At 63.6% G+C, this 13,404-nt stretch carries 12 protein-coding genes; 9 read left to right on the forward strand and 3 right to left on the reverse strand.

Going from position 1 to position 13,404, the window contains the following annotated elements:
- Window positions 1–19 precede the first annotated feature (19 nt).
- Complete coding sequence (locus IVA95_RS16165) at window positions 20–622, reverse strand: biotin transporter BioY (RefSeq protein WP_247511725.1); 603 nt, start codon at window positions 620–622, stop codon at window positions 20–22.
- 78 nt (window positions 623–700) lie between these two features.
- Window positions 701–1,888 carry an aminotransferase class I/II-fold pyridoxal phosphate-dependent enzyme gene (locus IVA95_RS16170; protein ID WP_247511362.1) on the reverse strand — a complete coding sequence of 396 codons (1,188 nt, stop codon included), beginning with the start codon at window positions 1,886–1,888 and terminating at the stop codon, window positions 701–703.
- A gap of 228 nt (window positions 1,889–2,116) precedes the next feature.
- Here IVA95_RS16170 and IVA95_RS16175 point away from each other — a divergent pair, with 228 nt between their 5' ends.
- The 3 genes from IVA95_RS16175 (at window position 2,117) to IVA95_RS16185 (ending at window position 5,467) form a co-directional block, all read left to right on the forward strand.
- A complete protein-coding gene (locus tag IVA95_RS16175; protein ID WP_247511363.1) occupies window positions 2,117–3,520 on the forward strand; it encodes a M48 family metalloprotease in 1,404 nt (467 codons plus the stop codon).
- Window positions 3,521–3,672: 152 nt separating this feature from the next.
- Entirely contained in the window at window positions 3,673–4,440 is a 768-nt protein-coding gene (locus IVA95_RS16180; RefSeq protein WP_247511364.1) for a DsbA family protein, read from the forward strand.
- A 211-nt stretch (window positions 4,441–4,651) separates the two neighbouring features.
- On the forward strand, window positions 4,652–5,467 hold the full coding sequence (locus IVA95_RS16185; RefSeq protein ID WP_247511365.1) for a DUF1236 domain-containing protein: 816 nt from the start codon (window positions 4,652–4,654) through the stop codon (window positions 5,465–5,467).
- An 86-nt stretch (window positions 5,468–5,553) separates the two neighbouring features.
- Here the strand turns inward: IVA95_RS16185 and IVA95_RS16190 are convergent, their stop codons facing one another.
- Window positions 5,554–6,687: a helix-turn-helix transcriptional regulator gene (locus IVA95_RS16190; RefSeq protein ID WP_247511366.1), complete on the reverse strand. Its 1,134-nt coding sequence runs from the start codon at window positions 6,685–6,687 to the stop codon at window positions 5,554–5,556.
- A 297-nt stretch (window positions 6,688–6,984) separates the two neighbouring features.
- Here IVA95_RS16190 and IVA95_RS16195 point away from each other — a divergent pair, with 297 nt between their 5' ends.
- The 6 genes from IVA95_RS16195 to accC all read left to right on the forward strand — a co-directional run bounded on the left by IVA95_RS16195 (window position 6,985) and on the right by accC (window position 13,313).
- A complete protein-coding gene (locus tag IVA95_RS16195; protein ID WP_247511367.1) occupies window positions 6,985–8,199 on the forward strand; it encodes an adhesin in 1,215 nt (404 codons plus the stop codon).
- A 544-nt stretch (window positions 8,200–8,743) separates the two neighbouring features.
- Window positions 8,744–9,883, forward strand: coding sequence for a YadA-like family protein (locus IVA95_RS16200; protein WP_247511368.1), 1,140 nt, complete (start codon window positions 8,744–8,746; stop codon window positions 9,881–9,883).
- Complete coding sequence (locus tag IVA95_RS16205) at window positions 9,883–10,503, forward strand: hypothetical protein (protein ID WP_247511369.1); 621 nt, start codon at window positions 9,883–9,885, stop codon at window positions 10,501–10,503. Before IVA95_RS16200 ends, IVA95_RS16205 begins: the two co-directional genes overlap by 1 nt.
- Window positions 10,504–10,799: 296 nt before the next feature.
- Window positions 10,800–11,279, forward strand: coding sequence for a type II 3-dehydroquinate dehydratase (gene aroQ, locus IVA95_RS16210; protein ID WP_247511370.1), 480 nt, complete (start codon window positions 10,800–10,802; stop codon window positions 11,277–11,279).
- Window positions 11,280–11,365: 86 nt separating this feature from the next.
- Window positions 11,366–11,863 (forward strand): acetyl-CoA carboxylase biotin carboxyl carrier protein, encoded by a 498-nt coding sequence (accB, locus tag IVA95_RS16215; protein ID WP_213247443.1) that lies wholly within the window; start codon window positions 11,366–11,368, stop codon window positions 11,861–11,863.
- 88 nt (window positions 11,864–11,951) lie between these two features.
- Window positions 11,952–13,313, forward strand: coding sequence for an acetyl-CoA carboxylase biotin carboxylase subunit (gene accC / locus IVA95_RS16220; protein WP_213247445.1), 1,362 nt, complete (start codon window positions 11,952–11,954; stop codon window positions 13,311–13,313).
- Window positions 13,314–13,404: the final 91 nt, after the last annotated feature.

Consider the following 13,404-nt stretch of genomic DNA (forward strand, 5'->3'; position numbering starts at 1 on the left):
TATTAGCGCATGCGATCGCTTAACCGCGTGGATCAAAGATCCGCCGGATCGCCGGCACGAGAGCAGCGCCGAGCGCGTTCTTGATCAGCGATGCCGCAATGAAAGGCGCAATGCCGACCAGCCACGCCTTTTCGACGCCGAGCTTCATGCCGAACGCAAGCCAACCAAATCCGGCGGCAAGAATGAGAACGTGTCCGAGCGCCATCGCCACGAATAGCCGGAGCACGGATCGGTCCCAGCCGCGCTCGCTCAGCCATCCCGTCACGAAGGCCGCCGCTACGAAGCCTACGAGATATCCGGCCGTCGGACCGACGAACGGCGCGAGGCCGCCGACCGGGCCTGCGAAGACCGGAAATCCGATCGCCCCCTCGGCCAGATAGGCCATCAGTGTAGCGCTGCCGAGCCGCCAGCCATAGGCTGCGCCGATCACCAGCACGACAAGCGTCTGCAGCGTCATCGGTACATAGGGCAACGGCAGATTGACCTTCGCCGACAAGGTCAGCAGCGCCGTTCCCAGCGCGATCAGGATCACGCTGCGCAACAGCCCCGACGATCCATCGGCGCGATGCGGCCATAGCAGCGCGGCGAGCGGGAAATGCGATGGCGCGACGGTTTCAGTCATGGTTCTGGCGGACACGGATGGCTCCCGGTTGGTTTTAGGTGCGGATGAGGTATGTGACGGGCCGGAGGTATCGAGGTATTATCGCAGCCAACGCGCGATGCGCGTCACCGCTTCGCGCATCTCGTCGGCCGAGCGCGCATAAGAGAAGCGAATGAAGCTGCGGCCGTGGATCGGATCGAAATCGACGCCCGGCGTCGCCGCCACATGCGCCTTCTCCAGCATGCGGCCGGCAAACTCGAAACTGTCGGACGTGAAATCCGAAACATCGGCGTAAAGATAGAACGCGCCATCGGCCGGCAGGAACTTGGTTAGACCGGCCTTCGGCAATCCCTCGATCAGGATACGACGGTTCTCCTGGTAGCCGCGCTTGATCGCCTCCATCTCTTCGCGGCCTTCGAATGCCGCTTCGGCCGCGATCTGCGACAGCGTCGGCACCGAGATCGACAGGTTCTGCTGCAGCCGCTCGATCGGACGGACCAGAGACTCCGGCACCACCATCCAGCCGACCCGCCAGCCGGTCATGCAGAAATATTTCGAGAACGAATTGATCACGAGCGCCTGCGGCGAAAGCTCCGCCGCCGTCACCGCCAGAAACGCATAGTCGAGCCCGTGATAGATCTCGTCAGAGATGAAGCGGATGCCCGCGTCCTCCGCCGCGTTGATCAGGCGGGTGAGCGCCTCGCGCGACATCATCGTTCCCGTCGGATTGGCGGGGCTGCCGACCAAGACACCCTTCAGCGGCGCCTTGCGATGCGCATCCAGCAAGGCCTCTCCCGCCAGCGCATGACGCGTTGCGCCCGATGTCTCGATCAGCACCGGCTCGCAGCCGAGCGCTGTCAGAATATGCCGGTATGGCGGATATCCGGGCACCGTAACCGCCACGCGGTCGCCCGGTTCGAACATCGACAGAAACGCCAGAATGAATCCGCCGGACGAGCCGGTCGTGATCACGATCCTGTCGGGCTCGACCATACAGCCGTAAGCGTCGCGGTAATGCCTGGCAATCCGCGCACGCAGCGTGGGCATACCGAGTGCGGCAGTGTAGTCGATTCTCGCCTCATCGAGCGCCGCGTGCGCGGCCGCGATCGCGGTTCTGGGCGCGGGCGCCGCCGGTTGCCCCACTTCCATGTGAATGACATGGCCGCCGGCCGCCTCGATGCGCGCTGCGGCCGCCATTACGTCCATCACCATGAAGGGCGGAACATCGCTCCGTGTCGAAGGCGTCAGCAGCGCTGTCGCGCGATCTCTCACTGTCGATTCCAGCATCGATCTCTGCTATTTGCACGGGCGCTGCCCGAATTCGGGTTCCCGAACCGGTTGGCGCCCCAGACTGGCCGTATTCGGTGGCTTGTTATAGCGTTTTCAAGCGAAGTGATACCGGCTCCGGTAAAGAAACGCATTGAAACAACAAACTAGGACCCGTTTCTGATCTAATCGGAAACCGAACCGGCTTCCGGTCAATCCGGATGCACCGCCAATCGCCAAAGATCGCTCATGCTGCTTCGCATCGCCCTACGCAAGAAATCACTGAAGTTGACCACGTTGACCACTGCGGTCGCCCTTGCCGTCGCGCCGATGGCCGCGCTGGCGCAAGAGAACAGGGGCCCACCGGTGCTCCGCGACACCGAGACGGAACAATTGCTGCGCGAATATACGCGGCCGATCCTGCGCGCCGCCGGTCTGGAAAAGCAAAACATCCAGATGGTGATCATCAACCAAGGCGTCTTCAACGCCTTCGTTGCCGACGGCCGACGCATATTCGTGAACTACGGCGCGATCATGCAGTCGGAGACGCCGAATCAGATTATCGGCGTGATGGCGCACGAAACCGGCCATCTTGCCGGCGGCCATCTTGCCAAGATGCGCGAGCAGATGGCGCAGGCCCAGACGCAGATGATCATCGCCATGCTGCTTGGCGCCGGCGCGATGGTCGCGGGCGCGCAAGGAGGCAGCAACAGTGGATTGGCCAACGCCGGCGCGGCGATGTTTTCCGCGCCGGGAGAAATGATCCGCCGCAACCTGCTCTCCTACGTACGTCAGCAGGAGGAGAACGCCGACAAGGCCGGCGTGAAGTTTCTGACCGCCACAGGCCAGTCCGCCAGGGGCATGTACGAGACCTTCAGACGCTTCACCGACGAGAGCCTGTTCGCCGCGCGCGGCTCCGACCCTTACGTTCAGTCGCATCCGATGCCGGCCCAGCGCGTCGCCGCGCTGGAAGAACTGGCACGGTCGAGCCCTTATTGGGACAAAAAGGACGACCCTGCCCTGCAGCTACGCCATGACATGGTGCGCGCCAAGATCTCGGCCTTCATGGAGCGGCAGGATACCGTCTACCGGCGCTATCCGCTGTCCAACAACAGCCTGCCTGCGCGCTATGCGCATGCCATCGCGACCTATCGGCACGGCGACCTGCGCAGCGCGCTGGCGCAGATCGACGCCCTGATTCAGCAGCAGCCCAACAATCCCTATTTTCACGAGGTGCGCGGCCAGGCGCTGCTGGAAGGCGGCAAACCGCAGGAGGCGATCGCGCCGCTTCGCAAGGCCGTAGCGCTCTCCAACAACGCTCCGCTCATCGAGATGCTGCTTGGGCAGGCCCTCGTGGCAACCGGCAACAACGCCTACACCGACGAGGCGATTGCCATCCTGCGCGCGGCGGTAGCGCGCGAGGGCGAGGCGCCGATCGGCTATATGCAGCTTGCGATGGCCTATGGCCGAAAAGGAGATTACGCGCAGGCCGATCTGGCGTCCGCCCAGGCCGCCTACCTGCGCGGCGACAGCAAGACGGCGCGCGATCTCGCCTCACGGGCAAAAACACGCTTCGCGATCGGAACGCCGGGATGGGTCAAGGCTGACGACATCGTGAACACCAAGCCACTGCCCGGCCAGAAGGGCAACTAGAATTCAACCGCATTCGGCTATAATCGGACTGGTCACCAAAGACTGGTCACCAATGACTGGTCACCAAGGATTTGGCCAACCCGACCAGGATATTCTCGAGGAGCCGGCCTTCAGCAGAATTGCCCGGGAACTCGCCGCATAAGGATTTACCGATGCCCTCGTTCCGTCTTCTCATCCCCGCACTGTTCGCTTTGGCGCTCTGCGGCGCGCCGCTGCCCGTCTCCGCACAGAGTTTTACCGATACCCAGCGCGGCGACATCGAGGCCATCATCCGCAATTACCTGATCGCGCATCCCGAGGTGCTCGAAGAGGCGATGACCGAACTCAGCAAGCGTCAGGCCGCAGCCGAAGCCGCCAAGCACGAAGCCGGCGTCGCCAAGAATGCGGACACGATCTTCAACTCGCCGCGCGGCGTCACTGTGGGCAACAAGGACGGTGACGTCACCTTCGTCGAGTTCTTCGATTACAATTGCGGCTATTGCAAGCGCGCGATGATGGACATGATGGAGCTGATGAAGAGCGACCCGAAGCTCAAGGTCGTACTCAAGGAATTTCCGGTACTGAGCGCGGGCTCGGTCGAAGCCGCCCAGGTCGGCGTCGCGGTGCGCATGCAGGACCCGACCGGCAAGAAATATCTCGACTTCCATCAGAAGCTGCTCACCGGCCGCGGCGCCGCCGACAAGGCGCGCGCGATGGCCGTTGCCAAGGAAGTCGGCCTCGACATGGCGAAGCTGGAGAAGGATCTGAACAGCGCCGAAGTGCGCAACACGCTCGAGGAAAATTTCAAGCTCGCCGAGGCCATGGGCATGAACGGCACGCCGAGCTACGTGATCGGCAAGCAGGTCGTGATCGGCGCGGTCGGCGTCGAGGCCTTGCGCGAAAAGATCAGCAACGCGCGCTGCGGCAAGGCGACCTGCTGAGGCGATGCTTCACAAATTGCGATGAAAAGGCCGGCTCGACAGCCGGCCTTTTTCGTTGCGGCATTCTGCGGCGAAGCGTTCATCCCACGTTCACAAAACGGTTCATCCCGCGTTCACAAAACAAAGACGGCGGAACCGCCAACTATCAGGAACATCAGGCAATTCCTTTCGTTGTTGGCGCGGGCAATGCAAATACGTGAGGAGACATTCGATGAGTAATCGCTTTCTGATGACGGTCGCCGCGGCGGCCCTGATCGCCGGAACCGGCTTTGCGAACGCGCAGGGCACCGGCATGGGACGCGGCGACGCAGGGTCGGCCGGTTCTGCGGCGCAGCAGAGCGCGCCTTCCTCTGAGCGCGGCGGCGCCTCGTCAGGCACCATGCAGCGCGATAGCGGCGGCACGTCCGAAATGAAGGGCGCGCAGTCCGAGCAGAAGTCGATGGGCGGTGAAAAGACCCAACGCAGCGAAGACCGCATGAAGGGCGGCAAGGATATGAAGGCCGAAGGTAAGGAGGACCGTGGCGGCACGAAGGCCGACAAGGGCCAGACGACCGGCCAAGGCACGATGCAGCGTGATCAGGGCACGACACAACGTGACCAGGGCACGACGCAGCGTGACCAGACCCAGCGTGACCAGACCACGACCCAGGGCCGTGACCAACCCATGCAGAAGGACCAGAAGGCCCAGGGCCAGCAGGACCGCACTCAGACCCAGACACAGGGCGGAGCCGCGGGCCAGACCACGACCACGACGGGCCAGGCCGGCGCTGCCGCGAAGCTCTCGACCGAGCAGCGCACCCAGATCACCACCGCGATCAAGGAGACACGCGTTCAGCCGGTGACGAACGTGAACTTCTCGATTTCGGTCGGCACCCGCGTACCGCGCGACGTGACCTTCCATACGTTGCCGGAGCGAGTGGTGACGATCTATCCGGAATGGCGCAGGTATAAGTACATCCTCGTCAAGGAGCAGATCGTGATCGTGGATCCGAACACCTTCGAGATCGTGGCGGTTCTGGAAGCCTAACGGCGGGCTTTCCGCAGAATACCAGGGCGGGCAGAAATGCCCGCCCTGATTTGCGCTCTTGGCTCCACTCAACGAGATGCTTCGCGTCACTTCCGCAGAAGCAGCCGCACCAGTTCGGCTTGGCGGCGTGAACCTGTCTTGTCAAAGATGCTGGAGAGATGGCTGCGCGCCGTCCCGACGGTAATGCCGAGTCTGTCAGCGGCGGCCTGGCGACCGTCGCCCTTGACGATCTCAAGCGCAAACGCTGCCTCCGCCGGCGTGAACCCGAACCGTTCGCGCAGGTCTTCGACACGCGCCTGGATCTCTGTTTCAGGGTCGGAGACAAGCACTATCGCGACTGCGCGGCGCAAGAAAGTCCAGGGGATAATGATCGTTGCCGTGTCCGGCTTTACCGGCGTCACGACCACGTCAAGCGGCAACCGCGTTCCACGCGCCAGCGCAACGTCGCCGCCAGAAGCGGTCACAATGGGATCGCCAGCGCATGACTTGATCAGCCCGCGCAACGCTCGCCCGCCGTCAGCATCGGACGCCGACAAAGCGCCGGCTTCGAGCCGCAGACCATCGCGACGATCGAGCAGCGCACGCGCCGCTCGATTGACGAACAGCGGCCGGGCCTCTGCATCGACAAGCAGAAAACCCTGTTGCAATCTGTCGAGGCCGGTTAGCGCGTGCTCGTTTGCGATGGTCAGGTGATGCACACGGCGCTGCAGCGCGACTGCGCGAACGAGATGCTGCGCCAGCGCCGCAAACAATCGTTTCTGGCTTGCGTCAAATGGCGACTGATTCAGCAGCCCGTGGCTCGCAATGTGTCCGGAAGCCGCACTATCGGCAAACAGGTTGGTGACGAGCGGATCGGCGCTGAAACCGCCCGGCCGCCACAATTCGTTATAGAAGGCGGTTTTGGTAAACTCGTCCCGCGAGATGACGTCGGCGCCGGTAAAGACCTCTCCGGGCCGATAGTTTCCAGTGCACGGCAAGGCCGGAATATTCGGCGTCCAGTCGTCAAAGCTGCGCAAGATGTCCGGATCGGTCCGCGGCGCATGCATGCTCACGATCCCGTTCGCCGGGTCGTAAAATCCGAACACCACCTGCGGCCCGCCAACAGCATCGCCAATTCTGTTGAGGACGCCCGGCCAGAGCTGGGCGTCGAGCGCGGCATCGTAAATCGATCCGACAAGGTCCAGCACCTCGTCCTCGCCGGATAGTCCACCGCCAGACATTCGCCCTACCCAAGTTGTGCACGAACTCTGGCCTAGGTGCCGCCCCGGCCGCAAGGCTCGATTATGGGCATCAAGCACGCTGTTGCCGCGAAGCCTCACTTCGCAACATTCACCTCAAGATGCTTCCGTTTGGTTCGATGCCTCTGACGTTCGTCAGATGCGGCCGCTGCAGGGCTTGGGCCAGGGTCGCTTCACGGCAGATTGAACTAACAGAATCGTGCCGTCCGCCGTGGGAGCTTGCATGTCTGACATTCACCAAACGGTCATTTCACCGGCCGGCGATGAGAAGAGCCGGCGATGACAAGCTTTCCGACAGCGGGTGCCGCGGATTGGGCGACAGCACACACTTCCGACGGGCATCATCCACACGACCTCCGGACGCGACTGCTTGCCAGCGGCGTGCTCTCCGGCGGGACATTGCGAGGGCTGGCGCTGGTCGCCGGCGTTTCAATCGCAGCGGCAACTCTCTGTGCCGTTCCGGCGATGGGCCAGCAATCCCTCGACGGCGGGACGGCCACCGGCGGCAATGCCTACGCTTCCGGCAATGGCGCGACCGCGACCGGCATCGGTGCGACCGCGATCGGTCAGGTCAGCACCGCAAACGGCGCCCTCGCTACGGCGACGGGCGCATTCAGCACCGCGAATGGCGGGGCCGCCACCGCAACCGGCCAGGGCAGCAGGGCGACCGGCGCCAGCGCGACGGCGACGGGCGCCGGCAGCTTCGCGATCGGCGCCTCCGCCACCGCGACGGGTGCGTTGAGCCTCGCCAATGGCGACTTCGCAACCGCCACGGGCCACGACAGCAACGCAAACGGGGATTTCGCGACCGCGACGGGCCAGGACAGCTACGCGAACGGCTCTAACGCGACCGCGACAGGTCAGAACGCCGTCGCGAACGGCGCCAACGCGACCGCCACCGGCCAAAACAGCTTCGCCAACGGCGCAACCGCCAGCGCGTTCGGCCAAGGCAGCAACGCCACTGGCGACGCCACCACCGCGATCGGCCAGGCAAGCCAAGCCACTGCAACCGGCGCGACCGCGCTTGGTGCCGGCGCGCAGGCGCTAGCCGCGAATTCGGTGGCGATCGGTGCCGGTTCTGTAGCGAGTGCTCCTAATACGGTATCGTTCGGCACCGCCGGCAACGAACGGCGGTTGACCAATGTGGCGGCTGGCATCAACCCGACCGACGCAGTCAATGTCAGCCAGCTTTCCAGTTTCAGCTCCAACTTCCAGTCCCAGATCAGTTCATTGCAGGCACAGATCGGCGACAACCGTACCGAGGCGCGGCGCGGCATCGCCGCTGCGGTCGCGACCGCGAGCGCGCCGATGCCCTCGGCGCCCGGCAAGACGACGTGGCAAATTCGCGGATCGACGTTTCAGAGCGAGGCGGGATTCGGATTTGGATTTGCCCATCGCCTCAACACCAGCGTGCCGCTCAGTATTGTCGGCGGCTACGGTAACGGCGGCGGCACTCAGCATACGGCCTATGTCGGCGTGGGCGGCGAGTTCTGACAGTGGCAAGCTTCTGGCCGCCGCGAATGCTATCATTCGATCTCAATGGCGATCGGCGCCTTCGTGACGAACTGGCCCAACGATGCCGGACGTTGTTCCTCGCCGGATGGCCCACCGCTTCGCCCTACCCCAAGTTGTGCACGAACACTGGCCCTGGGTGTAGCCCCAGCCGCAAGGCTCGATTATGGGCAAGCACAATGTTGCCGCGAAGTCTCACTCCGCAACATTCACCTCGAAACGCCCGCTTTCGCCCAATGCATCTGACGAACGTCAGATGCGGCCGCGGCATGGCTTGGCCAAGGTCGCACAACGATCGATGGAGACTACAGACTCGTGCCGTCTGCTATTGGGTTTTTTTTGCATGCTTGATAATCGGCGTCACCAAACGGTATTTTCACCGGCACTTGCTTCTGGCGCGTTTTATCCGAGCAACCATCGCGGCGGATCGCTCGCTAGCAGCTCCCTGTCGGGTGTGACCTTGCGGTGGCTGGCGTTGGCCGCCGGTGTTTCAATCGCAGCAGCAATCCTCTGGGCCGTTCCGGCGATGGGACAGCAATCCCTCAACGGCGGGACGGCCACCGGCAATTTTGCTTACGCTTCCGGCCTTGCCGCGATAGCCACCGGCGAGTTCGCGACAGCGACCGGCGTGGACAGCAGGGCGATCGGCAACTGCGCAACCGCGATGGGCGGGCACAGCCACGCGAACGGGAGCTGCGCGACCGCGACCGGCTATAGCAGCTTAGCGAACGGCTTGCAGGCGACTGCGACGGGCGCTGCCAGCGACGCGATTGGCGAAAATGCGACCGCGACGGGCGCGAACAGCCTCGCCAATGGCGACTTCGCAACCGCGATGGGCCACAACAGCAACGCAAACGGGACTTTCGCGACCGCGACGGGCCAGGACAGCTACGCGAACGGGAGTTCCGCGACCGCGACCGGCTATAGCAGCTTAGCGAACGGCTTGCAGGCGACTGCAACTGGCTCTGCCAGCGACGCGATTGGTCAAAATGCGACCGCGACGGGTGCGGACAGCTTCGCGAACGGCGTCAGCGCGACCGCGACGGGCCAGAACAGCATTGCCAACGGCGCTACCGCGAGCGCCTATGGCCAAGGCAGCAACGCCACTGGCGACGCCACCACCGCCATCGGCCAAGCAAGCCAAGCCACTGCCACCGGCGCGACGGCGCTTGGCACCGGGGCCACCGCGGCGTTCACCAATTCGACCGCCATCGGCAACGGCGCCACGACGACGGCGGCCAATCAGATATCGCTCGGCACCGCATCGAACACCTACCGGATGTCGGGCATCACCTCGGCGGCGAGCCGCGCTGCGCAATCCGGCCCGACCTCACTCGTCACCACCGACGCCAATGGCAATCTCGCGGCGGCAGGTTTCAGCGGCCAGGATATCTCCCTGCTGCAATCCAACGTGGCCACGCTGCAGACGCAAATGCGCCAGTCCTTTGAGGGAACGGCGATTGCCATCGCCATGGGCGGCTCCGCGTTGCCGTCTGACAAGAAATTCGCGATCTCGACGAACTGGGGCACCTTCCGCGGCCAGAATGCCATGAGTCTGGGCGCCCAGATGCGGTTAAGCGAATATGTGGTCGTCAATGGCGGCGTCGCCGCGGGCTTTGCGCAAGGCGGCGTCGGCGGGCGGGCCGGCGTGACATTCGCGTGGTGATGGCCAAAACCAGTTGCGGGCGAATCCTCGGTGCGCTCTTGCTGGCAGCGCTCGTTGTCGCATGCGGATTCCGCGCGCAGGCGGAGGCGCCGTCGGCCCCCAAGCCCGCGCAGATCGATCGCAACGGGGTGCTGATCCTGATCCGGTCGTCGCTGCTCGCGCTCGATCAGGCCAACAAGACCGGCAACTATACCGTGCTGCGCGACATCGGCGCGCCCGGCTTCCAGAGTAACTCGGCCGCCCGGCTCGGTGAGATCTTCGCCAAGCTGCGCAACGACAGTCTCGATCTCTCCGGCGTTGCTGTGATCGATCCGCAGCTCAATCTGCTGCCGCAGATCGAGGCCAATGGCCTGATGCGTATGGCGGGCTTCTTCCCTTCGGTGCCGACGCAAGTCAATTTCGATCTGTCGTTCGCGCCCGTGAACGGGCAGTGGCGGCTGTTCGGCATCTCTGTCGGCGTCGGATCGTCCGCCCCCGCCGCGCCAGACCCACCCTCGCCGCCGATCGCGCAAAGGCCTCCTCCCAACAACGCCAAGCAGGCCGCATCAGCAAAGCCGGCGCCCGCGATCAAGCTCGCGCCGCCGGAGAACAAGCCAACCGGCAACCAGCAACCCAAGTAGACTGAGCGCGCGGCCTGCAATGCAAGCTATTGCATCTCGGGCAATACAACTTCCGCGGAGACCTCGTCGAAAGCTTGGGGATCCAGAACCGCTGTTAATGTGGGGTGATAGGGCTGCCCGGTTATGGTGCTGCTTCTGTTAACAGTGGTTAACGAGCAATTTCTGCAGGTTCTGTGCGCCTTTTTATGAACAGGATGAGGCATTTGATAGGGGTCTTTAGCGGCCTAAAGGCTTCCCCTTGGCCGCGTTGTTACCTATAACCCCGCGACCCGCCCGCCCCTTTTGCTGGAATCCGGATGGCCCAAGGAACTGCCCAAGCCTCTGCCGCGACGATTTATGTGCTCAACGGCCCGAACCTCAACATGTTGGGGACGCGCGAGCCCGAAACCTACGGCCATGCGACGCTCGCCGACGTCGAGAAACTTTGCGTCGAAACGGCAGCACAATTCGGCCTGAAGGCCGATTGCCGCCAGTCCAACCGCGAGGGCGAGTTGATCGACTTCATCCATGAGGCGCATGCGAAGGAGGCGGCCGGCATCATCATCAACGCCGGCGGTTATTCGCACACCTCGATCGCGTTGCACGATGCGCTGGTTGCGGTCAAAATCCCGACGGTGGAAGTGCACATCAGCAACATCCACGCCCGCGAGAGCTTCCGTCACCACTCCTTCACGGCCATGGCCGCCTTTGCGTCGCTCTGTGGTTTCGGCGTCGATGGCTACCGGCTCGCAATATCAGGCCTGGCCGCCAAACTGGGCGCCAAGGCCAAAGGCTGACTTCAAAAACTGACCTCAAAAATCTGACGTCGAACGACACCTGACGCTTAAGCCGTCATCCACATCGAGAATTCCGGATCAAGAGCATGGCCCGCCAGCCCGACAACAAGTCAGCGGACAAATCAGCCGCAAACCTAAAGAGCGACGACAGCGAGCTCATTCGCGAACTCGCGCTGTTGCTGGACGAGACCAGCCTGACCGAGATCGAGATCGAGCGCGCCGGGCTGCGGGTGCGTGTTGCGCGCAACATCAGCGTGTCGGCGGCGATGCCGGCGAGCTTCCAGCCGGCGCCGGCTGCGGCGGCAGCTATCGCCGCGGCGAGCGCTGCGGGTGCCGATCTGGCCAAGCATCCAGGCGTGGTCCCCTCGCCGATGGTCGGCACCGCCTATTGGGCACCTGAACCCGGCGCCAAGCCGTTCATCGAGGTCGGCACCAAAGTCTCGGCCGGCCAGACTCTCCTGATCATCGAAGCGATGAAGACGATGAACCAGATCCCGTCGCCGCGCGCGGGCACGGTGACGCAAATTCTCGTCGAGGATGGCCAGCCGGTCGAATTCGGCGAGCCATTGGTCATTATTGAGTAGATGGCGAAATTGCGAGTAGCGAATAACGAATGGTTTTGAAGCTTGACCATTCGCCATTCGCCACTCGCTACTCGCCGGCGGGAGCCGCATGTTTGATAAGATCCTGATAGCCAATCGCGGCGAAATTGCCCTGCGCGTGCTGCGCGCGTGCAAGGAGCTCGGCATCTCCACCGTTGCCGTGCATTCTACCGCCGACGCCGACGCGATGCACGTGCGGCTCGCCGACGAGAGCGTCTGCATCGGCCCGCCGCCTTCCAAGGACTCCTATCTCAACGTCCCGGCGCTGCTCGCGGCCTGCGAGATAACGGGCGCGGATGCCGTGCATCCCGGCTACGGCTTTCTTTCCGAGAACGCCCGCTTCGCCGAAATCCTCGCCGAGCACAATCTGCATTTCATCGGCCCGAAGGCCGAACACATCCGCCTGATGGGTGACAAGATCGAGGCCAAGAAGACCGCCAAGCGGCTCGGCATTCCGGTGGTACCGGGCTCAGACGGCGCGGTCTCGTCGGACGACGACGCGCTGGCGATCGGCAAGGCGATCGGCTTTCCTGTGCTGGTGAAAGCGGCGGCCGGCGGCGGCGGACGCGGCATGAAGGTGGCGCGCACCGCCGACGACCTGATGCTGGCGCTGTCCACCGCATCCAACGAGGCGAAATCCGCATTCGGCGACGCTTCGGTCTATCTGGAAAAATACCTGCAGAAGCCGCGCCACATCGAGATCCAAATTCTCGGTGACGGCCGCGGCGGTGCGATCCATCTCGGCGAGCGCGATTGCTCGCTACAGCGCCGTCACCAGAAGGTCTGGGAAGAAGGCCCCTCGCCGGTTCTCGCCGCCGCCGCCCGCGCCAAGATCGGCGAGACCTGCGCCAAGGCGATGCGGGATATGAAATATCTCGGCGTCGGCACCATCGAATTCCTTTATGAGGATGGCGAGTTCTATTTCATCGAGATGAACACGCGTATCCAGGTCGAGCATCCCGTCACCGAGAGCATCACCGACATCGACCTTGTGCTGGAGCAAATCCGCATCGCCGCCGGCGGCGACCTGCCCGCGAAGCAGGACGAGATTGCTATCATCGGGCATGCCATCGAATGCCGCGTCAATGCGGAAAACCCGCAGACCTTCCGCCCCTCGCCCGGCAAGATCACGCAATTCCACCCGCCCGGGGGGCTCGGCGTGCGGATCGATTCCGCGGTCTATCAGGGTTACGTCATTCCGCCCTACTATGATTCACTCGTCGGCAAGCTGATCGTGCACGGCAAGACTCGCGCCGAATGCCTGATGCGGCTGCGCCGGGCACTCGACGAGATGGTGGTCGACGGCATCGAAACCACGCTGCCGCTGTTCCGGGCGCTGGTCCGGGAGGCCGATATCATCAACGGCGACTACCACATTCACTGGCTCGAGCAGTACCTCGCCGGCCAGCCGGCGGACGGAAAAGCGCCGTAGCTGCCTCGGAAGTTCCCCTACCAATGGAACCAATTGGACCCTCCCGGTATTAGGAGGTGTTGGGGCATTCAGGCAGGGCAGTTTCGTCTTT

Source organism: Bradyrhizobium sp. 157 (assembly GCF_023073815.1).
GTDB lineage: Bacteria > Pseudomonadota > Alphaproteobacteria > Rhizobiales > Xanthobacteraceae > Bradyrhizobium.

Bases quoted from the DNA above. Each gene is read 5' to 3' on its own strand.
- IVA95_RS16165 (WP_247511725.1), bottom strand. From the start codon at position 622: ATGACTGAAACCGTCGCGCCATCGCATTTCCCGCTCGCCGCGCTGCTA.
- IVA95_RS16170 (WP_247511362.1), bottom strand. From the start codon at position 1,888: ATGCTGGAATCGACAGTGAGAGATCGCGCGACAGCGCTGCTGACGCCT.
- IVA95_RS16175 (WP_247511363.1), top strand. From the start codon at position 2,117: ATGCTGCTTCGCATCGCCCTACGCAAGAAATCACTGAAGTTGACCACG.
- IVA95_RS16180 (WP_247511364.1), top strand. From the start codon at position 3,673: ATGCCCTCGTTCCGTCTTCTCATCCCCGCACTGTTCGCTTTGGCGCTC.
- IVA95_RS16185 (WP_247511365.1), top strand. From the start codon at position 4,652: ATGAGTAATCGCTTTCTGATGACGGTCGCCGCGGCGGCCCTGATCGCC.
- IVA95_RS16190 (WP_247511366.1), bottom strand. From the start codon at position 6,687: ATGTCTGGCGGTGGACTATCCGGCGAGGACGAGGTGCTGGACCTTGTC.
- IVA95_RS16195 (WP_247511367.1), top strand. From the start codon at position 6,985: ATGACAAGCTTTCCGACAGCGGGTGCCGCGGATTGGGCGACAGCACAC.
- IVA95_RS16200 (WP_247511368.1), top strand. From the start codon at position 8,744: ATGGGACAGCAATCCCTCAACGGCGGGACGGCCACCGGCAATTTTGCT.
- IVA95_RS16205 (WP_247511369.1), top strand. From the start codon at position 9,883: ATGGCCAAAACCAGTTGCGGGCGAATCCTCGGTGCGCTCTTGCTGGCA.
- aroQ (WP_247511370.1), top strand. From the start codon at position 10,800: ATGGCCCAAGGAACTGCCCAAGCCTCTGCCGCGACGATTTATGTGCTC.
- accB (WP_213247443.1), top strand. From the start codon at position 11,366: ATGGCCCGCCAGCCCGACAACAAGTCAGCGGACAAATCAGCCGCAAAC.
- accC (WP_213247445.1), top strand. From the start codon at position 11,952: ATGTTTGATAAGATCCTGATAGCCAATCGCGGCGAAATTGCCCTGCGC.